This is a genomic window from Massilia sp. LMS1-1-1.1, assembly GCF_040815535.1.
Lineage (GTDB): Bacteria > Pseudomonadota > Gammaproteobacteria > Burkholderiales > Burkholderiaceae_D > Janthinobacterium > Janthinobacterium aestuarii.
This window is the reverse complement of record NZ_JBFPNG010000045.1, coordinates 121,761-145,772: the sequence shown is the minus strand read 5'-3', so window position 1 is coordinate 145,772 and position 24,012 is coordinate 121,761. Positions and strand designations below refer to the sequence as shown.

The 24,012-nt window shown below is 62.4% G+C and carries 21 protein-coding genes; 19 read left to right on the top strand and 2 right to left on the bottom strand.

Going from position 1 to position 24,012, the window contains the following annotated elements; all coding sequences use genetic code 11:
* Window positions 1-48 precede the first annotated feature (48 nt).
* The 6 genes from MRBLMS1_RS22575 to MRBLMS1_RS22550 all read left to right on the top strand — a co-directional run bounded on the left by MRBLMS1_RS22575 (window position 49) and on the right by MRBLMS1_RS22550 (window position 8,153).
* Complete coding sequence (locus MRBLMS1_RS22575; RefSeq protein ID WP_485882074.1) at window positions 49-1,338, top strand: extracellular solute-binding protein; 1,290 nt, start codon at window positions 49-51, stop codon at window positions 1,336-1,338.
* A gap of 7 nt (window positions 1,339-1,345) precedes the next feature.
* Window positions 1,346-2,344, top strand: coding sequence for a carbohydrate ABC transporter permease (locus MRBLMS1_RS22570; protein WP_485882072.1), 999 nt, complete (start codon window positions 1,346-1,348; stop codon window positions 2,342-2,344).
* Window positions 2,341-3,159, top strand: a complete 819-nt coding sequence (locus MRBLMS1_RS22565) for a carbohydrate ABC transporter permease (RefSeq protein WP_034751746.1) — start codon at window positions 2,341-2,343, stop codon at window positions 3,157-3,159. The genes MRBLMS1_RS22570 and MRBLMS1_RS22565 overlap by 4 nt, the downstream gene beginning before the upstream one ends.
* 26 nt (window positions 3,160-3,185) lie before the next feature.
* A complete protein-coding gene (locus tag MRBLMS1_RS22560; RefSeq protein WP_485882069.1) occupies window positions 3,186-4,553 on the top strand; it encodes a GH1 family beta-glucosidase in 1,368 nt (455 codons plus the stop codon).
* Window position 4,554: 1 nt separating this feature from the next.
* Entirely contained in the window at window positions 4,555-5,595 is a 1,041-nt protein-coding gene (locus MRBLMS1_RS22555) for an ABC transporter ATP-binding protein (protein WP_485882067.1), read from the top strand.
* Between the two features lie 107 nt (window positions 5,596-5,702).
* Complete coding sequence (locus MRBLMS1_RS22550; RefSeq protein ID WP_058050627.1) at window positions 5,703-8,153, top strand: TonB-dependent receptor; 2,451 nt, start codon at window positions 5,703-5,705, stop codon at window positions 8,151-8,153.
* An 81-nt stretch (window positions 8,154-8,234) separates the two neighbouring features.
* On the opposite strand, the gene xseA is transcribed toward MRBLMS1_RS22550, so the two are convergent.
* Window positions 8,235-9,596, bottom strand: coding sequence for an exodeoxyribonuclease VII large subunit (gene xseA / locus MRBLMS1_RS22545; protein ID WP_485882064.1), 1,362 nt, complete (start codon window positions 9,594-9,596; stop codon window positions 8,235-8,237).
* Window positions 9,597-9,930: 334 nt separating this feature from the next.
* Between xseA and MRBLMS1_RS22540 the strand changes: the two genes are divergently transcribed.
* The 10 genes from MRBLMS1_RS22540 (at window position 9,931) to MRBLMS1_RS22495 (ending at window position 18,332) form a co-directional block, all read left to right on the top strand.
* Entirely contained in the window at window positions 9,931-10,605 is a 675-nt protein-coding gene (locus MRBLMS1_RS22540; protein ID WP_485882062.1) for a hypothetical protein, read from the top strand.
* Window positions 10,606-10,925: 320 nt separating this feature from the next.
* Entirely contained in the window at window positions 10,926-11,531 is a 606-nt protein-coding gene (locus MRBLMS1_RS22535; protein WP_058050625.1) for a MotA/TolQ/ExbB proton channel family protein, read from the top strand.
* Window positions 11,528-11,968, top strand: a complete 441-nt coding sequence (locus MRBLMS1_RS22530; protein ID WP_485882059.1) for an ExbD/TolR family protein — start codon at window positions 11,528-11,530, stop codon at window positions 11,966-11,968. Before MRBLMS1_RS22535 ends, MRBLMS1_RS22530 begins: the two co-directional genes overlap by 4 nt.
* Window positions 11,969-12,042: 74 nt before the next feature.
* The gene (gene lpxK, locus MRBLMS1_RS22525) at window positions 12,043-13,098 is read left to right on the top strand and encodes a tetraacyldisaccharide 4'-kinase (RefSeq protein WP_485882057.1); all 1,056 of its coding nucleotides are present in this window, start codon (window positions 12,043-12,045) and stop codon (window positions 13,096-13,098) included.
* Window positions 13,079-13,255: a Trm112 family protein gene (locus tag MRBLMS1_RS22520; RefSeq protein ID WP_010395789.1), complete on the top strand. Its 177-nt coding sequence runs from the start codon at window positions 13,079-13,081 to the stop codon at window positions 13,253-13,255. The genes lpxK and MRBLMS1_RS22520 overlap by 20 nt, the downstream gene beginning before the upstream one ends.
* Window positions 13,256-13,257: 2 nt before the next feature.
* Window positions 13,258-14,013: a 3-deoxy-manno-octulosonate cytidylyltransferase gene (gene kdsB / locus MRBLMS1_RS22515; protein ID WP_485882054.1), complete on the top strand. Its 756-nt coding sequence runs from the start codon at window positions 13,258-13,260 to the stop codon at window positions 14,011-14,013.
* Between the two features lie 244 nt (window positions 14,014-14,257).
* Window positions 14,258-14,914: an adenylate kinase gene (gene adk / locus MRBLMS1_RS22510; protein WP_034751729.1), complete on the top strand. Its 657-nt coding sequence runs from the start codon at window positions 14,258-14,260 to the stop codon at window positions 14,912-14,914.
* Window positions 14,915-15,093: 179 nt separating this feature from the next.
* A complete protein-coding gene (locus MRBLMS1_RS22505; RefSeq protein WP_436482867.1) occupies window positions 15,094-17,217 on the top strand; it encodes a sodium-translocating pyrophosphatase in 2,124 nt (707 codons plus the stop codon).
* 177 nt (window positions 17,218-17,394) lie between these two features.
* A complete protein-coding gene (locus MRBLMS1_RS22500; protein ID WP_485882051.1) occupies window positions 17,395-17,817 on the top strand; it encodes a hypothetical protein in 423 nt (140 codons plus the stop codon).
* A gap of 14 nt (window positions 17,818-17,831) precedes the next feature.
* Window positions 17,832-18,332: a glycine zipper family protein gene (locus MRBLMS1_RS22495; protein WP_485882049.1), complete on the top strand. Its 501-nt coding sequence runs from the start codon at window positions 17,832-17,834 to the stop codon at window positions 18,330-18,332.
* On the opposite strand, the gene MRBLMS1_RS22490 is transcribed toward MRBLMS1_RS22495, so the two are convergent.
* Complete coding sequence (locus MRBLMS1_RS22490) at window positions 18,329-20,389, bottom strand: TonB-dependent receptor domain-containing protein (RefSeq protein ID WP_485882047.1); 2,061 nt, start codon at window positions 20,387-20,389, stop codon at window positions 18,329-18,331. The genes MRBLMS1_RS22495 and MRBLMS1_RS22490 overlap by 4 nt on opposite strands.
* Window positions 20,390-20,635: 246 nt before the next feature.
* Between MRBLMS1_RS22490 and MRBLMS1_RS22485 the strand changes: the two genes are divergently transcribed.
* The 3 genes from MRBLMS1_RS22485 (at window position 20,636) to MRBLMS1_RS22475 (ending at window position 23,985) form a co-directional block, all read left to right on the top strand.
* On the top strand, window positions 20,636-21,058 hold the full coding sequence (locus MRBLMS1_RS22485) for a hypothetical protein (protein ID WP_485882045.1): 423 nt from the start codon (window positions 20,636-20,638) through the stop codon (window positions 21,056-21,058).
* 235 nt (window positions 21,059-21,293) lie between these two features.
* Window positions 21,294-22,538: a hypothetical protein gene (locus MRBLMS1_RS22480; RefSeq protein WP_485882043.1), complete on the top strand. Its 1,245-nt coding sequence runs from the start codon at window positions 21,294-21,296 to the stop codon at window positions 22,536-22,538.
* A 4-nt stretch (window positions 22,539-22,542) separates the two neighbouring features.
* Window positions 22,543-23,985, top strand: coding sequence for a UbiA family prenyltransferase (locus MRBLMS1_RS22475; protein WP_485882041.1), 1,443 nt, complete (start codon window positions 22,543-22,545; stop codon window positions 23,983-23,985).
* The last annotated feature ends 27 nt before the right edge of the window (window positions 23,986-24,012 follow it).

Here is a 24,012-nt window from a genome sequence, read left to right as displayed (position 1 = left end):
TGAAAACGTTTTCAAGATAGAAGACGCTCAATAAACGGAGATGAAATAATGAAGTCAAGCATCCTTGGCGCCGCCCCTTTGGCAGCGCTGACCCTGGCCGCCGGTGTGGTCGCCGCGCCCGCAGCCGTCCCGCCGGCCGCACCGTGGCCGGCGCTGGCCCCGGCCACGATTACCGTCGCCTCGTTCCCCGACCTGGACCGCGCCGTGAAAACGGCCTTGCCCCTGTGGGAAAAACTGTATCCGCAAGTGAAGGTCAAGCTGGTCAGCCTGCAGATCGACGACCACCATAACTCGATGACGACGGCGCTGGCGGCCGGCGCGCGCCTGCCCGACGTGATGGCCATCGACTTCCGCTATGTGGGCAGCTTCGCCGAATCGAAGGGCATGGAAGACTTGCTGCAGCCGCCGTACGGGGCAGGGCAGTACCGCGCCCAGTTCGTGCCGTTCACCTTCGTGCAGGCGACCAGTTCGCGCGGCACCCTGGGCGCCATGCCGGCCGACCTGGGACCGGGCACCTTGTTCTACCGCAAGGACTTGATGGACAAGGCGGGCATCAAGGAAACCGATCTGACGCAATCGTGGGAGTCATATATCGCCGCCGGCAAGAAGCTCAAGGCTGCCACCGGCACCTATCTGCTGGCCGGCGCCAGCGACCTGGCCGACATCGTCATCCGCGCCAATTTGAAAGATGGCGAAGGCATCTACTTTGGCGACAAGGGCCAGGTGCTGGTCGACTCGCCCCGCTTCGTCAAGGCCTTCGAACTGGCCAAGGCGGCGCGGGTCGCCGGCATCGATGCGCGCACCGTGGCCTGGACGGGCGAGTGGGCCGAAGGCTTCAAGCGCGACAAGGTGGCGAGCCAGATGATGGGTTCGTGGTTGAGCGGCCACCTGGCCAAGTGGCTGGCGCCCGATTCCAAGGGCCAGTGGCGTGCGGCGAGCCTGCCGGCCGGCGCGCTGGCGTCGTACGGCGGCTCGTTCTACGGCATTCCGAAAAAGGCGGCGAATAAAACCCAGGCCTGGGAATTCATCAAGTTCATGACCGTCAACAAGGATATCCAGCTGCACTCGCTCAAAGAGATCGGCGCCTTCCCCGCCCTCAAGGCCGCGTATGCGGACCCGATGATGGACGAGCCGCAACCGTATTTCGGCGGCCAGAAGACGCGCATTCTGGCGCGCGACACGGCGGCGAAAATCCCCGTCATCCGCGTCGACAAGTTCGACGCCGTGGCGCGCGACATCGTCAACATGGAACTGGAAAGCGTGCTGGCGCAAAACAAGGATATCAAGACGGCCCTGGCCGACGCCAAGGCCCTGATCACCCATCGCGCGCGGCGCTAGGAGCAGCATGACTACCTCCATGCCTTGTACCGATGGCGCGCCCGCTGCTGCGGCGGCGAGGCCCGCCAGGAAACGCTTCAACATGAAGAAGTGGGCGCCGTATATTTTCATCAGCCCCTTCTTCATTTTGTTCGCCGTCTTCAGCCTGTTCCCGCTGCTGTTTTCCATCTATCTGTCGTTCAACCAGTGGGAAGCGGCCAGCGGCGTGGAAGCCATGCAGTGGGTGGGCCTGGACAACTACAAGTACGCCTTGAGCGACCCATGGTTCTTGCGCTCGCTGGGTAATACCGTGTGGCTGGCGCTGGCCTCGGGCGTGCCGCAGCACCTGGTGGCCATTCCGCTGGCAGCGTTTATCCACAACAGCTTCAAGCGCTCGCGCAACCTGGTGATCGGCATTTACTTTTTACCGTTCATCACGTCCAGCGTGGCCATCGCCATGGTCTTCAACACCCTGTTCTCGCGCGACTATGGCCAGATCAATGTGCTGATCCAATGGTGCGCCAGCCTGCCGTTAATCGGTGGCCTGTTCCCTGCCGAATCGATCGACTGGCTGGGCAGCTCGCTGTTCATCAAGCCGGCCGTCGCCTTCGTGATTTTCTGGCGCTACCTGGGTTGGAACCTCGTGCTGTATCTGTCCGCGCTGCAGGTGATCCCCAAGGATCTGTACGAGGCGGCCACCATCGACGGCGCGTCGAAACGCCAGCAATTCTGGTACATCACCTTGCCGCAGCTGCGTCCGATGATCTACCTGGCCGTGACCCTCACCATCATGGGCAACCTGCAGCTGTTCGAGGAGCCGTTCGTGCTGGTGGCCGAATCGAGCGGCGTGAGCCAGTCGGTGATGACGACGGCCATCTTCGTCTACAAGACGGCGTTTTCCTCGGGCGACTTCGGCACGGCGTCGGCCATTTCCTGGCTGCTGTTCCTGATCATCGCCAGCACCACGTGGGTCAATAACCGCATTTTCAGCCGCAACGAACGCAATGAGCGCAAGGAGGCCCGATGAAAACCACCCGCTGGACGGCCTACGCCATGGTGGCCATCGGCGCCCTGATCATGGTCGCGCCGTTCTACTTCATGTTCGTCTTCGCCACGCATACGAGCGCCGAGATCTACAGCCTGCCGCCGCCGCGCTGGTTCGGCACTGCCCTGCTCAACAACCTGGAATTGCTGCAGGAGCGCCTGCCGTTCTGGCGCAATATCGGCATCAGCCTGTACGTGGCCCTGATGACGACGGCGCTGACCTTGTTCTTTTGCTCGCTGGGCGGCTATGCGTTCGCCATGTACGAATTCCGCTTCAAGCGGCCCCTGTTCACCCTGGTGATGGCGTCGATGATCATCCCGTCTTTCATGAACATGATTCCGACCTTCATGCTGATGGATTTCCTCGGATGGCTGGACCAGCCGCGCGCCCTGTACGTGCCGGGAGCGGCCGGCGCGCTGGGTATTTTCCTGATGCGCCAGTACATCGGCACGGCGATTCCGAAGGATCTGATCGAGGCGGCGCGCATCGACGGCTGCGGTGAATTCGCCATCTACTGGAGAGTCGTGCTGCCGCTGATCGGTCCCGCCATGGGCACCCTGGGCCTGATCACCTTCATCAACTCGTGGAACAATTTCATCACGCCGCTGGTCGTCATGCGTTCGGTCGAGAACTACACGATCCCGCTGGCCCTGCGTAGCATGCAGGCGCCGAACAACACGGAGTGGGGCGCGCTGATGACGGGCGCCGCGATTGCCGTGCTGCCGCTGCTGCTGATGTTTTTTGTCGCCTCGAAGCGTTTAATTGAAGGACTGACCCAGGGCGCCGTCAAAGGCTAGCACTCTTTTCATCCACTCACACTGACATGACCACCATGCATAACGACGATATTGACACCAACTTTCCCGCCACCTTCACCTGGGGCGTGGCCACCAGCGCCTACCAGATCGAGGGCGCCGCCGCCATCGACGGCCGCGGCCCCTCCATCTGGGATACCTTCAGCCACACGGATGGCAAGATCATCGACGGCAGCAATGGCGACGTGGCCTGCGACCACTATCACCGCTACGCGGAGGACGTGGAGCTGATCGCCAGCCTGGGCGTGAACGCCTACCGCTTTTCCATGTCCTGGTCGCGCGTGCAGCCCACGGGTTCCGGCGCCTGGAACGAGGCCGGCTTCGATTTCTATGGACGCCTGCTCGACGCCCTGGCCGCCAAGGGGCTCGACGCGCACCTGACCCTGTACCACTGGGACTTGCCGCAAGCCTTGCAGGACGAGGGCGGCTGGCTCAATCGCGCCACCTGCTATCACTTTGCCGCCTATGCGGCCGAGGTGGCGCGCCGCTTCGGCCACAAGGTCGCCAGCATCGCCACCCATAACGAACCGTGGTGCACGGCCGTGCTGGGCCACGGCACGGGCCAGTTCGCCCCCGGCATGGCCGACCCGGCCGCCGCCGTGCAAGTGTCGCACCATCTGCTGCTGTCGCACGGCCTGGCCATGCAGGTGATGCGCGCCGTCAATCCGCCCGCGAAACTGGGCATCGTGCTCAATCAATGGACTGCCACGCCGGCCACCGACAGCGCCCAGGACCGCGAACTGGCCGAACTCGAATATGCGCGCTCGGTGCAGTGGTATATGGACGCCATCTTCAAGGGCCGCTACCCGGCTTTGGCCCTGAAACACGTCGACGCTTCTGCTTTATCCATCTTTGAAAACGATTTCATAGATATCAAGCAACCCATCGATTTCCTTGGCGTGAACTACTACACGCGCGCTTTCATGAGCGCCGAGACGCCGCCGCGCAAGCCCGAATGCAAGCTCGGTGTCAACGACATGGGCTGGGAAACCTATCCGCAGGGCTTGACGGAACTGCTGGTCGGCCTGCACCGCGAATACCGATTGCCGCCCGTCTACATCACGGAAAACGGCATGGCCGTGGCCGACAAGCCCGTCGACGGCAAGATCCATGACGCGCCGCGCATCGAGTACGTGCAGCTGCACCTGGACGCCTTGCGCGCCGTGATCGCGCAGGGCATCGACGTGCGCGGCTATTTCTACTGGAGCCTGATGGATAACTTCGAGTGGAACTCCGGCTATGCCAAGCGCTTCGGCATGGTCTACGTCGATTACGCCACGCAGCAGCGCAGCTTCAAGGACAGCGCCCTGTGGTACCGCGATTTCATCGCGGCCCAGCGCGCATCCCACGCCGCCGTCCTGGCCGAGGAGCACTGACATGGCCGCCATTTCCCTGCGCGGCATCCGCAAGACCTATGGCGACGGCCCGGAAATCGTCAAGGGCCTGGACCTCGATATCCATGACGGCGAATTCATGGTCTTCGTCGGGCCGTCCGGCTGCGGCAAGTCGACCCTGCTGCGCATGATCGCGGGACTGGAAGATATCAGCGCGGGCCAGCTGCGCATCGGCGACTTGCTGGCCAATGACGTGGCGCCGGCCGAGCGGGGGATCGCCATGGTCTTCCAGAGCTACGCGCTGTACCCGCACATGACGGCGCGCGACAACATGGGTTTTGCCTTGAAACTGGCGGGCAAGCCGGAAGCGGAAGTGCGCGCGGCCGTCGGCAAGGTGGCCGAGATTTTGCAGATCACGCACCTGCTCGACCGCAAACCGAAAGCATTGTCGGGCGGCGAACGCCAGCGCGTGGCCATCGGACGCTCCATCGTGCGCCAGCCCAAGGTGTTTTTGTTTGACGAACCGCTGTCCAACCTCGACGCGTCCTTGCGCGTGCAGACGCGCATCGAGCTGGCCAAGCTGCACCAGGAACTGGGCACGACAATGATCTACGTGACCCACGACCAGGTCGAAGCCATGACCCTCGGTGACCGGGTCGCCGTCTTCCACGGCGGCCACCTGGAGCAGGTGGGGGCGCCGCTGGACCTGTACCGCCATCCGGCCAGCCAGTTCGTGGCCGGCTTCATCGGCGCGCTGCGCATGAACTTCTTGCCGTGCGCCGCCGTCCCCGCGCTGGCCAGCCAGCTTGGCGGCGAGGCGGGCATGCTGGTCGGCATACGTCCCGAACACCTGCGCCTGGTGCCGCGCCACGAAGGCTATGGCGCCAAGGTGACCCTGATCGAGCAGCTGGGCGACGCGCAAATTATTCACGCGATGCTGGACGGCAGCCCGCACGCGGTGGCCATCAAGCTGCATGGCGAGGCGCGCCACGCGCTGGCGCAGGGCAGCGCCATCGGCTTTGCGCCGGAAGAGGGCCATGCCTTTCTATTCGACACGGCCGGGCGCGCCGTGGCTACCCATTGACCCCGCACGGAGGCGACATGACTTCAGATTGACACCCAAAAAATGTGCAGCAATAGCCAAAGAGCTATGTGATCATCAATCAACCAGCGGTACAGGAGACAACAACAATGCAACAGCTCAAACGCAATACCATCGCCCTCAGCCTGGCGCATGCGACCTTCGCCCAGTTCATCTTGCTGGGCAGCGGCGCCGCCATGGCCCAGGAGGCTGCCGCCACGGACGCGGCAAAGCCGGCAGCCGAACAGATGGACCGCATCGTCGTCACGGCCACGCGCCGCAATACCTTCGTGCAGGAGACGCCGCTGGCCGTCACCGCCTTCAACCAGGACACCCTGCAAAACAACCAGGTCAAGGATCTGGCGTCGCTGGCCACCATGGTGCCGAGCCTCGTCGTCGAGCAGCATGGCGACTCGGGCGGCGTGCACGTCTACATGCGCGGCGTCGGTTCGGCCAACCACACGGAGCTGGGCGACCCGGCCGTCGCCTTTTATGTCGACGGCGTGTATTCGCCGCGTCCGCAGGGCGCCACGGCGCTGATGTACGATTTGTCGCACGTCGAGGTGGCGCGCGGACCGCAGGGCACGCTGAACGGCCGCAATTCGACGGCCGGCGCCGTCAACCTCGTGTCGGCCGCGCCTAGCACGGCCAAGTTCATGGGCTCAGCCGGCATCACGGTGGGCGACAAGCGCCACCTGCAGACGCAGGGCATGATCAATATCCCGTTTTCCGACGACGTGGCGCTGCGCATCGCCGCCATCAAGGATAGCCACGACGGCACGGTGGACTTCCGCCGCGGCTCGAACGTCATGCCGGGCACGGCCAAGTATGGCGCCGGCGACCAGATGGGCGTGCGCGCCTCCTTGCTGTGGAAGTTCACGCCGCAGCTGCGCGGCACCTTCATCGCCGACTACTTTCTCGACCAGGGCGCCGGCAACGTCTACCTGGCGGCTGAACCGAAACGGGGCGAGAAGCTGCGCTCGGCCCTGATCGACACGCCGGGCACCCTGGACCAGTCGATTTTGACCTACAAGGGCAAGCTCAATTACAAGCCGACGGACGCGCTGGACTTCACGTACCTGGGCAGCTGGAGCCGCTACAAGCGCCAGAACAGCAACGACTCGGATGCGGGCCTGTTCCCCGGCTTCAAGTCGGAAAACCGCACGGACTGGGCGCAGTTCGACAGCTATTCGCACGAGCTGCAGGCGCGCTCGGACGACGACGCGCCGTTCCAGTGGGTGGCCGGCCTGTTCCTGTTCAATGAAAAGAACAAGGTGCGCTTCGACATCGACCGCAGCCAGATTTCGCAGGCGGCCGTGCAGCAGGATATCGCCAACGGCGCCGTGATCTTCGTGCAGCCGACCGTGGGCCAGTACGCGTCGTCGATGTCCTTCATCCAGGGCGACCGCCAGCTCAAATCGAAAGCCGTGTTCGGCCAGGTCAGCCAGCAAGTGACGGACCAGATCAAGCTGACGGCCGGCGCGCGCTACACGAAAGACCATAAATTCGACGTCGGCGGCAAGAACTGGGCATGCCCGAACTGGCCCGCGAACACGCCGCTGGGCACCACGGTCCTCACTGCCGACCAGTTGCGCCAGCTCGTCACGCCGGGCACGGGCCTGGCCAACACGCACAATATCGGCCCGGGCGGCGCCATTACGGCCGCCACCTGCGGCAGTGCGCCAGGCGACAATACGGCCGACCTGAAATACGGCCAGGCCACCTGGCTGGGCCGCATTGAGTACAAGCTGCGTCCGGACATTCTGCTGTTCGGTTCCGTGACGACGGGCTTCCATTCGCCGGCCATCGGCGACGGCGGCGCCACCACCAAGCCTGAAAAGCTGACCAGCTATGAAATCGGCTTCAAGTCGGACTTGCTGAACCGCGAACTGACCCTGAACCTCGACGCGTTTTTGATGAAGTACAAGGACAAGCTCGAATCGCAGGTGGTCAACAGCGTGCTGGCCAACTTCAATGCGGCCGGCGCCACCGTCAAGGGCCTGGAAGCGGAATGGGTGTGGCGGCCAACGAAGGTCGACCGCCTGACGGGCAACGCCACCTGGTTGAAAGCCGTGTACGACGACTTCATGTCCTGCGACGTCGATGCGGCGCGTGCGAATGGCCAGTCCTGCGGCTCGACGGCGCCACTGGTGAACGTGGGCGGCAGCACCATGAAGCATGCGCCGAAGTTTTCCACCACCGTGCAGTACGAGCATGATTTCAATGTCGCCGGCGGCCAGATCACGCCGCGCGCTTCGGTGCACTATGAAACCATGTCGTACGTGGGGGCGGGCGCCTTCAACGGCGACGTGCCGGGCCACGCCGGCGTCAAGCGCCAGGAAGCCTACACGACCCTGGACCTGAGCCTGCGCTTCCAGCCGGCGAACAAGGCCTACACGGTGGAAGCGTTCGTGCAGAACGCCACCGACAAGGCGGTCAAGCTCGACGTCAACGAAATCTGCACGGACGTGGGCATGCCATGCCAGCCCACGCAGCAGATCTACGGCGCCTTCTACAACGCGCCGCGTACGTTTGGCGCGCGCGTGTCGATGAAGTTTTGATCAGGTAGTGTGAAAGAGCAGTTGCGGTAGCAGTCCACTCAGTAGGGAAGGTGTTGGGCCGGGGTTCTTCCCCGGCCTTTTTTATTCTAACGTCGCCTGCACGCTGGCGATGCCGACCTGCGCGCTGCCTTCGGCCAGGCGCACGTTGACGTTCTGGCGCGCCTGCAGCTGCGTCGGCGAGCGCACGATATTCCCCTTTTCATCGCGCAGGATGGCGTAGCCGCGTTCCAGGGTGCGCTGTGGGTTCAGCAGTTCCAGCTGCGCCGCCAGGCCGTCGAGGCGGTGGCGCCGCTGGCCCAGCTGCTGCGCCATGGCCGCGCCGCTGCGGCGTTGGGCTTCCACCAGCCGCGTGCGCGATGCCGTGACGTCGGGCCGCAGGTTGGCCCAGCGCGAGCGCAGGCGCTCGAGCGCGTACCGCGACTGATTCACGGGCGCGCGCGCCGCATGCGTCATGGCCGTCGACAGGGCCAGCAGCTGCAAGCGCTGCTGCTGCAGCTGCGCCTTCGGGTTGAGCAGGCGGCGGCTGTGGCGGTCCAGTGTTTGCGCCGCGTCGTCGAGGCTGCGGCGCATGGCGCGGCGCAGGTCGGCCGCATCGGCGCGCAGGGATGCCATCCAGTCGGCGCGCGGCGTGGCCGCCAGTTCGGCCGCCGCCGTCGGCGTGGCCGCGCGCAGGTCGGCCGCGAAGTCGGCGATGGTGAAATCCGTCTCGTGGCCCACGCCGCTGATGACGGGCATGGAACAGTCGGCAATCGCATGCGCGACGGCTTCATCGTTGAACGACCACAGGTCTTCGATGCTGCCGCCGCCACGGCATACCAGCAGCACGTCGCACTCGGCCCTTGTCGATGCCGTGCGGATGGCGTGCGCGATCTTTTCCGGCGCCTGTTGTCCCTGCACGGGCGTCGGGTACAGGATGATATTGACGTGCGGCGCGCGGCGCTTGAGCGCGATCAGCACGTCGCGCAGGGCGGCCGCCTGCGGGCTGGTGACGATGCCGATGCTGCGCGCGAACATGGGGATGGCGCGCTTGCGTTCCTGGTCGAACAGGCCTTGCGCGGCCAGCTTTTCCTTCAGGCGCTGGAACGCTTCGTACAGGGCGCCCACGCCGGCGCGGCGGATGGCTTCCACGTTGATCTGGTAATCGCCGCGCGCGCCGTACAGGGTGACGAGGGCGCGCACTTCGACCTTGTCGCCTTCGCGCGGCGTGAAGCCCGCGTACTGGGCGCGGCCGCGGAACATCACGGCGCGCACCTGGGCGCCATCGTCCTTCAGGGTGAAGTACCAGTGACCGGAAGCGGCGCGCGTGAAGTTGGAAATCTCGCCGGCGATCCAGGTCAGGGGGAACGAGCGCTCGAGCAGGCGCGCGACGGCCTGGTTCAGGGCGCTGACGGTCAGCACGGGTGGGGCGGCAAAGCCGCTGTCAGTCGGGTTGTCGGTCATCATAAAGCTGGGAGCGGGAAGGGAACTGTCCACATATTATCGGCGAGGTCATGCTTATGTCATATATCGCGCAAAACAACAAGTTCTATTTCTAAGTAATTGATTTCATGACGAATTCCCGTATGCCTGATTTGCGTGCACAGGGAAAAAATCCTTTAATATCAAGCACATCAGTGTAGCCCCTGCCACTTACGCACAAAGTTATCCACAGAAAGTGTGCGGAACTTTTTGCCTTGGATAAACATGGCTGGGCTGGCCTTGTTGGAGCGATAAAAGTGCCTTGCTACATTTTTGCGCACGGAAATAAAGTGCCTATGAATCAAGCGCTTAGTATGCCATGCATGGCCTTGCGCACAATCTTATCCACAAAAAATGTGCAGAACTCTGGCGCGGCAGCGGATTTATCCACTGGAAGGCCCATTGCATGGCTTGCCTTAATTTTGCGCAGCATAAAAATAGCCATATAAATCAAGGGTGTAGCATCGCACCGTACGCCTTGCTCACAATCTTATCCACAGAATGTGTGCAAAACTGCATAAACCGTTTCGTGGTTTATCCGGGTTTTCCACCGTGTGATCATGCCAAATTGCTGCCTTATTTTTCAGCAGATAAAAAAATCCCTTTAGAATCAATGCTCTTGCATGGAGTCAATCGGCTTGCTCACAATCTTATCCACACTTTATGTGTGGAACTGCGCTGGCGGTGGAAAACTGCCGTTTTGACGTGGAATCGGGCCGTGAAAAACACGCTTTTCAGCCAATGCCACATTTTTATGCATGGCAATAAAAACGATATAAATCAATGTACTTGGCGCGTATCCGTACGCTTGCGCACAATCTTGTCCACAGATTGTGTGCAGAACTTTGACGGCCTGTCTGGCGCTGATTGCTCGCTGTCTGCCACTTTTTTATGCACTGATTTAATTTCCTTTAAAATCAATGACTTGATTGCATTCCTCGGCTTTGCGCACAATCTTGTCCACAGTAAATGTGCAGAACTCTTCAGATATTGACTTATTGACATTGACTACTGTCGATAAGCTGCTATGCCTGTATTTTGCGCAGCACGATAATCTCCATGTAAATCAATGACTTGTGTTCTGGACTTCATGCTTGCTCACAATCTTATCCACACAAAGTGTGCAAAACTGGGCCGCAGCGGCAGGTGCTCACTGCGCGGTGGGGACAAGTGCCATGCAGGCGCCACTTGCCGCCGGCGCGGCAACGCGCTACATTGCGCCATTCCTGCGCGCACGTACAATCGGTCTTTGGCGCTCGGTACAATACAGGCTGTTCGGGCGCTCCATCGCCTTCCCTTTACCAGGAGTTTCTTTTGCTCGCTATATTTCAAGCCGCTGGCTGGCCCATCTGGCTGTTGTTGATCGCTTCCATCGTTGCCCTGGCCCTGATTATCGAGCGCCTGCTGTATTTGCGCCGCGCCAAGATCCTGCCCCGCAAGCTGTTCGATGAAGTGGTGCAGGTGTATCGCAGCGGCAAGATCACGCCGGATACGGTGGCCAAACTGGAAGGCAATTCGCCGCTGGGCGTGGTGCTGGCCGCCGCCTTGCGCAACGTCGACGCGCCGCGCGAGGTGATGAAGGAATCGATCGAAGAGGCGGGCAGCGGCGTGGCCCACACGCTGGAACGTTTCCTGACGACCTTGGGCACCATCGCCACCCTGGCGCCGCTGATGGGCCTGTTCGGCACGGTGGTGGGCATGATCGAAATCTTCGGCTCGCAAAACGCCAGCGGCTCGAATCCCGCACAATTGGCGCACGGTATCTCGGTGGCCCTGTATAACACGGGTTTCGGCCTGGCCATCGCCATGCCGACCCTCGTCTTCTACCGCCACTTCCGCGCCCTCGTCGACAGCTTCGTCATTGACATGGAGCAGCAAGCGGTCAAGTTCGTCGACATCGTCCACAGTGGCCGCAAATGAACTTCCGCAAAGGCAAGGGACGTGAAGACCCCGAAATCAACCTGATCCCGTTCATCGACGTGCTGCTGGTGATCCTGATCTTCCTCATGGTCAGCACCACCTACAGCAAGTTTACGGAGCTGCAGATCACCTTGCCGACGGCCGACGCCGAGCAGGCGAAGGAGAAGCCGCAGCAGATCGATGTCACCATCGATGCCAAGGGCAACTACACGGTCAACCGCGAACCGGTCTCGTTCCGCGACGTGGCCGGCCTGGCCGATGCCCTGCAGAACGCGGCAAAGGCAGCCAACGGCGGCAATGCGCCCGCGCAGACGCCCGTCGTCGTGGTCAACGCCGACCAGTTCGCCATGCACCAGATGGTCATCCACGTCATGGAAGCGGCGCGCCTGGCCGGCTATGAAAAGCTGACGTTTGCGGCGCAGGCGGGTGGCAAGTAAATTTCGACCGTTACCGGCAACAAAATTGGGGTCTGACCCGCCGGGTCAGACCCCAGCCCTTTACTCCTCCCTCCATGCCCACATCCTCCCCCGCCAAGCTTGAAACCACATTGACCCGTGCCTGGCTGACGCGGGGCCCGCTGGCGTGCGCGCTGTGGCCTGTCTCCCTGCTGTTCGGTGCCCTGAGCGCTGTGCGGCGCGGACTGTACGGGGCAAATATCATCAAATCCGCGCGCCTGCCCGTGCCCGTCGTCGTCGTCGGCAATATTTTTATCGGCGGCACGGGCAAGACGCCGCTGACGATCTGGCTGGTGCAAGCCTTGCGCGACGCGGGCATGCGTCCGGGCGTCATTTCGCGCGGCCATGGCAGCGCCGACCGTTCGCCGCGCGCCGTCACCGCTGCTTCCACGCCGCAGCAGGTGGGCGACGAGCCGCTGCTGATCTTCCAGCGCGGCGGCTGCCCCGTGATGGTGGGACGCGACCGCGCGCAAGCGGGCAGGGCGCTGCTGGCCGCGCACCCGGACGTCGACGTGCTGGTGACGGACGACGGCTTGCAGCATTACGCCTTGCAACGCGACGTGGAAATTGTGCTGTTCGACGGCCGCGGCGCGGGCAATGGCTGGCTGCTGCCGGCGGGGCCTTTGCGCGAATCGCCACGCCGCCGGCGCGACGTGACGGTGATCAATGCACCCGAGCTGGCGCCGGCACTGGTGGCCAGGGTCGCGCCGCAGGGCGGGCTGGTGGTACAGATGCTGCTGGCCGGCGGCGTGGCCGAACGCATGGTGAACCGCGGCGAAAGCGTGGCGCTTGCAACCCTGGCGGCCAGCGGCCAGCGCATCGTGGCGGCGGCCGGCATCGGCAACCCCCAGCGCTTCTTTGCCATGCTGCGCGGCGCCGGATTGGACTTCATGGAACTGCCCTTGCCCGACCATCACGACTTCCTCGACCAGCCATTTGCGGCGCTCGACACGGATGTGATCTTGATCACCGAGAAGGATGCAGTAAAATGTGCGCAAATTGAATATCTCAAAGATGACCCGAGACTGTGGGTCGTCCCCGTCAGTGCGCGCATCGATAGCGCGCTGGCCCAACAAATTGTGGAGAAATGTCGTGGACGCTCGACTGCTTGATATCCTGGTCTGCCCTGTTTGCAAGGGTCCGCTTGAACACGATAAAAAGGCGCAGGAACTGATTTGCCGCGCCGACCGCCTCGCCTATCCGATCCGCGATGGCATCCCCATCATGTGGGCGGACGAAGCGCGCACCCTGCAAGACGCAGTGGAATAACGATGGCGTTCATCGTCATCATCCCGGCCCGCCTGGCCTCGACGCGCCTGCCGGGCAAGCCGCTGGCCGACCTGGGCGGCAAACCCATGGTGGTGCGCGTGGCCGAGCAGGCAGCCCTGTCTGGCGCCGCGCGCGTCATCGTCGCCACCGACCACGAATCCATCCGCGCCGCCTGCGCCGCGCATGGCGTGGAAGTGTGCATGACGCGCAGCGACCATCCGTCGGGCACGGACCGCATCGCCGAAGTGGCGCGCACGCTCGAGCTGCCGCTCGATGCCGTCGTCGTCAACCTGCAGGGCGACGAACCCTTGATCGATCCGGCCTTGCTGGCCGCCTGCGCGGCGCAGATCAGCACCGCCGTCCCCATGGCCACGTGCGCCCATCCGCTGCACGATGTGGCCGATGCGTTCAACCCGAACGTGGTCAAGGTCGTGCTGGACAAGAATGGCCGCGCCTTGTATTTCTCGCGCGCGACGATTCCGTGGCATCGCGACGGCTTCGCGCAGTCGAAAGACACGATACCGGCCGGCTATGTGCCGCTGCGCCATATCGGCCTGTATGCATATAGCAATGCATTCTTGCAAGAATATCCGCAATTGTCCGCGTCGCCGCTGGAAGCGATCGAGGCGCTCGAACAGTTGCGCGTGCTGTGGCACGGTGTTGCCATCGCCGTGCATGTCACGGACTCGGCGCCGGCCGCCGGTGTCGACACGCCGGAAGATCTTGCCAGGGTGCAAGCCCACTACGGTGCCCTGTAAGCGCTACCCGTAAAACGGCAGGCGTGCAAATAAAGTTTTGTGCGCCTGCAGTAAAAACCACATTTTGAAACGTCTGCCTCGCGAATTGCTGGCTTTGATCAATCAGGGCATAGCAATTCGATAGCAAACTGGCGTTCCGGGGATTTTTTGTGGTAAGTTTCGTACGGAAAGATAGCCTTGGCAACACCATCTAAAAATAATTACACATACCACCATCCAAAATCTGTTTTTTAGGAACTTTTCAATGCGTCTGATACTTTTAGGAGCACCCGGTGCCGGCAAGGGCACCCAAGCTAACTTCATCAAAGAAAAATACAATATTCCACAAATCTCCACGGGCGACATGCTGCGCGCGGCGATCAAGGAAGGTACGGAACTGGGCCTGGCAGCGAAAAAAGTCATGGATGCGGGCGGCCTCGTGTCGGACGACATCATGATCGGCCTGGTCAAGAACCGCCTGCAGGAAGCCGATTGCGCCAATGGCTATCTGTTCGACGGCTTCCCGCGCACCATCGCGCAAGCGGACGCCATGAAAGATGCCGGCATCAATGTCGACTACGTACTGGAAATCGACGTGCCTGACGCTTCGATCATCGAGCGCATGGACGGCCGCCGCAGCCACCCGGGTTCGGGCCGCGTCTACCACGTCAAATTCAATCCGCCAAAAGTCGACGGCGTCGACGACATCACGGGCGAGCCCCTGATCCAGCGCGACGACGACAAGGCGGAAACCGTCAAGAAGCGCCTGGACGTGTACCACAACCAGACCAAGGTTTTGCTCAACTACTACAATGACTGGGCCAAGTCCGGCCTGCCAGGCGCGCCGAAATACCGCCGCATCGCCGGCGTCGGTCCGGTCGAGCAAATCCGCGACAGCGCATTTGCCGCCCTGGCGGAATAAGCAGTGTTTGAAAAGCGGACCTCAGTGTCCGCTTTTTTTGTGCCCGCGCTTCAGGCGGGCGCCGTATCGTTTTCGTGGTTCAGTTTTTTTGCAGGTCGTGTTTTCCTGGCTGCGCGTGCCTACCCGGTGCGGTCTGCAGCTGTTGGCAATGACGTCGGATAAAAACAGAAGGGGACGATATGGCAGCCAGTTTGTGGTTTGCGGTAGCCTGCGGCGTGGTCGCAGTCATTTACGGTTTGGTGTCGCGTAGCTGGATTCTGAGGCAGGATCCCGGCAACGCGCGCATGCAGGAAATCGCGCTGGCCATCCAGCAGGGCGCGGCCGCCTATCTGGCGCGCCAGTACCGCACCATCGCCATCGTCGGCGTGGTGCTCCTGATCGCCATCTATCTGCTGCTTGGCCTGCACACGGCGCTGGGCTTCCTGATCGGCGCCGTGCTGTCGGGCGCCTGCGGCTTCATCGGCATGAATGTCTCGGTGCGGGCCAATGTGCGCACGGCGCAGGCGGCCACGCATGGCATCAACCAGGCGCTGAACGTGGCCTTCAAGGGCGGGGCGATCACGGGCATGCTGGTCGTGGGACTGGGCTTGCTGGGCGTGACCCTGTTCTACTGGCTGCTGGTGACGACGGGCGCGCCCGGCCTGACCCAGCATGACCTGATCAAGCCTTTGATCGGCCTGGCTTTCGGCGCCTCGCTCATTTCCATCTTCGCGCGGCTGGGCGGCGGCATCTTCACCAAGGGCGCCGACGTGGGCGCGGACCTGGTGGGCAAGGTCGAGGCGGGCATACCCGAAGACGATCCGCGCAACCCTGCCGTCATCGCCGACAACGTGGGCGACAACGTGGGCGACTGCGCCGGCATGGCGGCCGACCTGTTCGAAACCTATGTCGTGACCCTGATCGCCACCATGCTGCTGGGCGCGCTGCTGATGGCCGAGGCGAGCAGCACGGCCATCATCTACCCGCTGCTGCTGGGCGCCGTGTCCATCCTCGCTTCCATCGTCGGCTGCTCGATGGTCAAGACCAAGCCGGGTGCGAAGATCATGTCGGCCCTGTACACGGGCTTGTGGTGGGCGGCCGGCCTGTCCCTGGTCGGCTTTGCCGTCGTCACCTGGCTGCTGTGGCCCGACGACGCCATGCGCTACAAGATGCTGGGCGCCACCGTCGTCGGTATCGTCCTCACGGGCCTGATGGTCTACATCACCGAGTACTACACGGGCACGGACTTCAAGCCCGTGCGCCACATCGCCGAAGCGTCTACGACGGGCCACGGCACCAACATCATCGCCGGCCTGGGCGTGTCGATGAAGTCCACTGCCTATCCGGTGCTGGCCGTCTGCATCGCCATCCTCGTCTCGTATCAATTGGCGGGCCTGTACGGCATCGCCATTGCGGCCACGTCGATGCTGTCGATGGCCGGCATCATCGTCGCGCTCGACGCGTACGGTCCCATCACCGATAACGCGGGCGGCATCGCGGAAATGTCGGGCTTGCCCGACTCCGTGCGCGCCATCACCGACCCCCTTGACGCCGTCGGCAACACGACCAAGGCCGTCACCAAGGGCTATGCCATCGGCTCGGCCGGCCTGGCCGCGCTGGTGCTGTTTGCCGACTACACGCATGCGCTCGAATCCGTGGGCCAGCACATCACGTTTGATTTGTCGAACCCCATGGTCATCGTCGGCCTCTTCATCGGCGGCCTGATACCGTATCTGTTCGGCGCCATGGCGATGGAAGCCGTGGGCCGCGCGGCGGGCGCCGTGGTGGTGGAGGTACGCCGGCAGTTCCGCGACATCAAGGGCATCATGGAAGGCACGGCGCGGCCCGAATACGACAAGGCCGTCGACATGCTGACGGCGTCGGCCATCCGTGAAATGATCGTGCCCTCCTTGCTGCCCGTGGTCGTGCCCATCGTCGTGGGCATGCTGCTGGGGCCAGCGGCGCTGGGCGGCCTCTTGATGGGGACCATCGTGACGGGCCTGTTCGTGGCCATTTCGATGACCACGGGCGGCGGCGCCTGGGACAATGCGAAGAAGTACATCGAGGATGGCCACTTCGGCGGCAAGGGTTCGGACGCGCACAAGGCGGCCGTCACGGGCGACACGGTGGGCGACCCGTACAAGGATACGGCCGGTCCGGCGGTGAACCCCCTGATCAAGATCATCAATATCGTGGCCCTGCTGCTGGTGCCGCTGCTGCCGGCCACAGGCTGGCTGGCGGTCAAGGCGCCGGCACCCATCCACGCCCCCGTGCCGCCCATCCTGGCGCCGGCCACACCGGTGCAAAGCTTGCCGGCGCAATAAACCGCACGCCAAACAGCCCCGTTCCCAGGGGCTGTTTTTACGTCGGGCATGTCAAAATTTCCTGATTTCCATATCTCGCGCGTATCAAAAGTGAGCAAATGTTACAGCGCCTTGCCTGCGCCAGCCGTCTGCCAATAATGAAGGAATCACTTCAGGCAGCAGACGGCAGGAGGCATCATGGACAAGGCAGACAAACGGCGCTGGCTGATGCGGGGGCTGGCCGTGGCGGTGGGGCTGGCGCTGGCCGGCAGCGCCTGGGCCGATCCGGGCAGGCATGGCCGGCACGGTGGACACGGCTTCCACGGTCATCATGGTCATCACGGGCACAGGCATTTCCATGGCCGCTCGCATGTCGGTGTGTGGCTGGGATCGAGCTGGGGCTACGGGCCTGGGTGGTACGGCGACCCTTGGTACCGCCATCCGTATGGGCGCACGGTCGTGGTGCAGCCGCTGCCCGTCGCGCCGCCCGTGTATGTCGAGCAGGGCGGAGTGCCGACGGCGTCGATGTGGTACTACTGCCGTCAGCCGCAAGGCTATTATCCCTACGTGACAAGTTGCACGCTGCCGTGGCGCGCTGTGGCGCCGGGCAGCGTGCGCTGAAAGCGAGGTGCGACATGAACGGAAAAACAGGCGCAGTGTGTGGGGGCGTGCTGGCGCCCCTTGTGCTGGCGGCATGCACGGTGATGCCGCAAGGGCCGTCGGCCATGGTGTTGCCCGGCACGGGCAAGAGTTTCGCGCAATTCCAGGGCGATGATGCCCAGTGCCGCGGGTATGCGCAGGCTCAGCTGGGCGGCAGTTCGGCGCAGCAAGCCGCGGCCGACAGCGGCGTGCGCAGTGCGGCCCTGGGCACCTTGCTCGGTGCGGTGGCCGGCGCCGCCATCGATGGCGGCCATGGCGCTGGCGTGGGTGCCGGTACTGGGCTGGTCTTTGGCGCGCTGGCGGGCACGGGCGCGGCCGACAGTTCTTCGTATGGCATGCAGCGCCGTTACGACTATGCCTACCAGCAATGCATGTATGCGAGCGGCCACAAGGTGCCCGTGGCCGGGCAGATGCTGAGCAGCGTGCCGGCCAACGCCGCCACGCCGCCGCCCGGTACGCCGCCGCCCCGCTATTAGAAGCGCGACGTCAAACCGACGAACATGCGCCGTCCCGGCACGTAATAGTCGACCAGTCCATCGGCCATCGGGCCCTTCTTGAACAGGTTTTGTACGCCGCCGCGCATGGTCCATTGTGGCGTGACCTTGTACGACACGACCGTGTCGACGATGGTGTAGGCCTTGTCGGCCAGCTTGCCCGCGTCGAGTTCCTTGCCTGTGTACTGGGCCGATACTTCGCCGAACAGCTGGTCGTTGACTTGCCAGCCCAGCGCCGAGTACCACGACAGTTTTGGCGTCGACAGCAGGTTGGCGCCCGTCGTCAGGTTTTTCGCCTCGGCCATGTAGGTGACGTTGTTACGCCAGTTCAGGTTTTTTGTCAGCGGGATGGTGGCCGTCGCTTCCACGCCGCTGGTGCGCGCTTTCTGGATATTCGTCATCTTCGTCCACCAGCGCTGCTGGTAAAAGCCCAGCGGCGCATAGTCGATCTTGTTCTTGAAATCCGTGTGGAAGTACGTCAGGCCCACGTCCCAACCATTCTGTTCCCACGCCACGCCGATCTCGCCGGCCGTGCTCGTTTCCGGCTTCAAGTCGGCATTGCCGGCCATGTAACAGGAGCCCGTGATGTAGCCCAGCGGTTTCAGGCTGCCGCAACCGCGTCCGCCTGAATTGGTCGCCGCCGCCGGCGAGTTTTCCTTCAGGCTCGGGGCGCGGAAGCCTTGCGACACGCCGCCCTTGATGGTCCAGGCGGGGGCAGGGTGGTACACCAGGTACAGGCGCGGGCTGTAATGGTTGCCGAACTTGCTGTGGTGGTCGAGGCGCAGGCCGGCCGTGGCCGTCAGGTTGTCGCGCAGGAACAGCTGATCTTCCGCAAACAGGGCCGACGTGGTGCCGGACAAGGTCGCGCCGCTGACGGTGTTGCCCAGGTAATCGGTGGGCACGGTGCCGATGGTATTCGTGTTCGTCAGTTCCTGGTGCTTCCACTGGCCGCCCATCACCAGCATCTGCTCGATGCCGCCCCAGCCGAGGCGTTTTTCCAGGCTGGCATCGAGCGTGCTGTCCTTGGATTTCGCCACCGTGCCGACGTCCTGGTTATCGAAGTCGTTGTGATACAGGTTGACGGTGGTCTTGCCGAAGTCCCAGCGGCCTTCATAGCCGAGGCTGACGCTCTTGCGTATCAGCTTGTTGGCGCCCCAGCTGTCGACCAGCGGTTCGCCGTCCGCATCACGCGCGCTCGAAGTGCTGGCTTCCTGCCTGCCATAGCTGGCGTCCAGCGACAGGTTCTGTTTCTTGCCCAGCGCCCAGCTCAGCTGACCGGAGACAGTCTGGTTGCGTTCGCCGCCCATGTCGCCCGCTTTGTCGAAGAATTTTTCATCGGGATTCTGGCGCGTCTGGTTCACGCCCAGGCGCATGCCGACCGTGTCCGACAAGGGGCCGGCCAGGTTCACGCCCAGCTGGTGCGCCGTGCCGCGGTCGCTGTCCTGCGGCTGCGTGTAGTTGGCCGTGGCCGACCCGTTCCACTTGCCCGGCACCTTGCGCGTGATGATGTTGATCACGCCGCCCATGGCGTCCGAGCCGTACAGCGAAGACATGGGTCCGCGCACCACTTCGATGCGCTCGATCATGTCGGGCGAGATCCAGTTCAAGTCCTGGCGGCCCAGGTCGGGACGGTAAGCCGTGTCGGCCGAGCTGCCCACGCGTTTGCCGTCGACGAGGATCAGCGTGTATTTGTCAGGCAAGCCGCGCAGCTTGATCTTCGACGCTTCGCCTTCGGGGCCGGTGCCGCCCGTCACGCCGGGGATGCGGCGCAGCAGGGTGTTGAGGTCATACACGGGCTGGCGCTCGATTTCCTCGCGCGTGATGACGCTGATGCTGGCCGGCGCATCCTTGATATCGATGGCCGTGCCCGACGCGGTGACGACCACCGTGTTCATGGTCGGGTCGGCGGCCACATTGCCTTCGGCCCAGGCGCTGCTGACGGCCAGCGACAGCAGGCAGGGCAGGAGCAGGGAAGCGGAATGACGGAGACGGGCGGGAGTGGCGGCGGGGGTTGCGAAGGCGGGACTGCGCTTGGTCATGGTGAACTTTCCGGATGTTGTTTTTTCCTGGCTGCCTTCCGGGTGGCTCGGGTATGAATGATTGAAAATACAATAAACTGCGCTCCCATTCTGCTAATGAGAATAAGAATCGTTCTTATTGTAATGCTATCCTGGCAAGAAGGAAAGTGATGAAAGGAAATAAAACGCCGTTGCTGCTTGTGCATGGCATCTGGCGCCGTGTGTGCCAATAATGAAAGCGGTATGATCGATGCATGGGGAGGTGGCATGAAGACGATGATCAAAACCATATCGGCGCTGGCCTGCGCCCTTCTGCTCGCTGGCGGCCATGCAGGCGCTCAGGAGCAGACCGCTTCCGATGATTTGCCCGTATGCCAGCTCGATCCGCGCGACAGCAGCAAGCTGGCCGTCGAGCCATGCCGCCCGGCGCCGCCCGTGCAGCCGCGCCGTTCCGTGGCGCAGGTGATCGGCCGCATGCGGGCGCAGCCTGCGCCTCCCGTCGTGCCCATGGCGCCCCTGCCGCCCAGTCCGGCCGTGCCCATCCCCCGTGCGCCGCAGCCCATCGGCTCATGCGACACGGGTGGCTGCCGCGATGCCTCGGGCGCGCGCTACAACGGCGCGGGCAATGCGACGCTCGATGCCAACGGGCGCATTTGTCACCGCAATGGGGCGTTCCTGCAGTGTTTCTAGGGAGCAGGTGCCAGCGTATGGCGCTGCCACGCCGGAAGAAATAGGCAGGCCCGGCGCGTTCCCGGCGGGCGCCATCCGTGGTGTTCCCGCTGCTTCATTTTCGAGGTATTGATAAAAAACAAATGTCTGCGATGAGTGGTCGGGATTTAATTATTGCATTTTTGTATATATCATGAAACAATAAAAGTAAATATTTAATAATTTATTGTTGTCATCATATTGTTATCAATTCACAATGAAACCAGCCCATCTTCGTCTCTTGTTCGTCACGTTTTCCATCTGTGCACTGGCTGTATTTTCCTGGTATTTTTTGGCAGGAAATGCACTGCTGGAGGCGGCCTACGACGGGCGCTCATGGTCGGTGCTCAATAAGGTATTCGGCCATGCGGACCGCCATCCGCTGGCATTTTATGTTCAGAAAATGGATGCCCTGGTGAGCTTTTACCTGTTGCTTTGGCTGGCCTTCACTGTCACTGCCGCAGTGTTCCTGTATCGCTTGCATCGGCCCGCGGCAATGAGCGACGATGGGCTCGATTATCTGTTGTTCGCCATTTACACCGCAGTGTTTGCCGGCATGCTTCTGCGTTTCGGCACACAGGAAAACTGGTACCTGATCGATGACATCATGGCATTCAAAGGTACGCCGCCGTTCCAGCACCGCGTCATGTTCATTTTCCCGGCGCAGGTCTTGCAGTACCTGTTCCCTCGCTTGGGCGCCATCGAGTGTTTTCTCTGGTCCCAGGTCCTGGCTGTGGTGCTGATGCTGTGGTCGGTCCGGCGTTTTGCCGCTCTCTTCATCCGACGGGACCTGGCCTTCATGGCGCAGTTTCTGGTGTTGTGCATGTGGGCGCCCACGGTCACCTATTACACGTTTTACGATATCGGTATTATTTTTGTCTATTCCTTTTGTCTCTACCATCTGCTGCGCCGCGAAATGCTGCCCTACGTGGCAATGCTGGTGGCGGGAACGTTCAATCACGAGATCACGCTCTTCCTGATTGTGGCGAGCGGCTTTGTCTTGTTTGGACAGATGAAGCTGCGCTCGCTGGCGGGCTGGATATTGCTGCAGCTGCTGCTGTACGGCCTGGTGCGCGTACTGATGTTTTATGTGTTGCCCGCCCATCAGGCATGGGAAGGCGGCAAGATTGACAACAATATCAATCTCTTCCTGCACCATCCGCGTACGCTGGTACAGAACATTGGCCCTATATTGCTGTGGTATCTCGTGGCCGCCTCCGGCTGGCGTTATGCGTCTGCGCCGCTGCGCCGCTGCCTGATTATCCTGCCGTGTTTGCTGACCATGACCTTTATGGTGGGACAGTTCAATGAAGGGCGCCAGTTTGATGCCTTCATCCCCGTTGCCGTGGCATTCATGTTGTGCGCACTGAGTGCACGTGTCGGTGCGCCAGCCATGCCCGCGCTGGATCGGGACAGCGCTTGGTTGCTGTCACGCATGCCGGCATCCGGCACGGAAAGTTAATATCATGGCCGAACCGATGTTGCGCGCGCAGGGCGAACAGAAGAATATACCGCTGGTGGTCGATCTCGACGGCACGCTGATCCATTCGGACTTGCTGTGGGAAGCGATTCTCATCTTTATCAAAGTGCGGTTCTTGCAGCTCTGGCGCTTGCCGTTCTGGCTGTTTTCCGGCAAGGCTGGTTTCAAGGAAAAAATGGCGGGCATGGTGGAGATCGATCCGCAAGCCTTGCCGTATGATCAGATTTTACTGGCCGACCTGGCACGCCAGCGCAGCGAAGGGCGCCAGATCATTCTGGCGACAGGTTCGCAGCGCCGTTTCGCCGATGCCATCGCCGTCCACCTGGGCCTGTTTGACCGCGTGCTGGCCACTGAGGGCGGGATCAATCTCACTTCGCATAACAAGGCGCATCAACTGAGCGAACTGTTTGGCGCCAGGGGGTTTGATTACATAGGTAATGCCAGTGTTGACGTCGCGGTATGGAATGCAAGCAACGCGGCGTTTTCCGTCACCCGCACGCCGTTCCGGCTGGCCGCTGGCGGCGCCACGCAGGCGGCGGGGACGCCGCGCGCCGGATGGGGCGTGCCCCTGCTCAAGGCAATGCGGCCCCGCCAGTGGCTGAAGAATCTGCTGGTCTTCGTGCCGATGCTGGCCGGCCATGCGCTGAATCTGCCGACCTTCCTGCAGGCGCTGGTGGCGTTTGTCGCTTTTTCGCTGTGCGCCTCTAGTGCCTATCTGCTCAATGATGCGCTCGATGCGCCCGATGACAGGCGCCACCCCAGCAAGTGCCGCCGGCCGATAGCCGCCGGCAGCCTGCCGCTGCCCGTTGCCCTGCTGGCCAGTCCGCTGCTGGCCATCCTGGCGCTGGCCATTTGCGCGCTGTTCGATCCGCTGCTGTTGCTGGCCGTGGCGATTTACTTCGCCAGCACCCTGGCGTACTCGATTTACCTGAAGCGCTTGCTGATGGTCGATATCGTCACCCTCGCCATCCTGTATACCTTGCGCATACTGGGAGGCAGCGCGGCGACGCATATCGAACCGTCGTTCTGGCTGCTGGCTTTTTCCTTCTTTATTTTCCTCAGCCTGGCGCTGCTCAAGCGCTATAGCGAGCTATTCAATCTGGAGCGCCAAGGCAAGGAAAAAACGCGCGGCCGCAGCTATACGACGGCCGATAAGGCGCCGATCGGCATCATGGGCGTGAACAGCGGATTCATTTCGCTGCTGGTGTTCATGCTGTACTTTAATTCCCAAAACATCCTGGTACTGTATGCGCGTCCTTACCTGTTGCTGGGTATCGTGCCCCTGCTGGTGTTCTGGCTGGGACGACTGTGGACGCTGACCTTCCGGGGCGAGGTCAACGAGGATCCTGTGTTATATGTGAGCAAAGATACTGTCAGCCTCGTGATCATCGGCGCCTGCATGGCGCTGGCGGTGGGGGCCAGCCTGTAGAATGCCGCACCTTCTCCCGAAACCGTA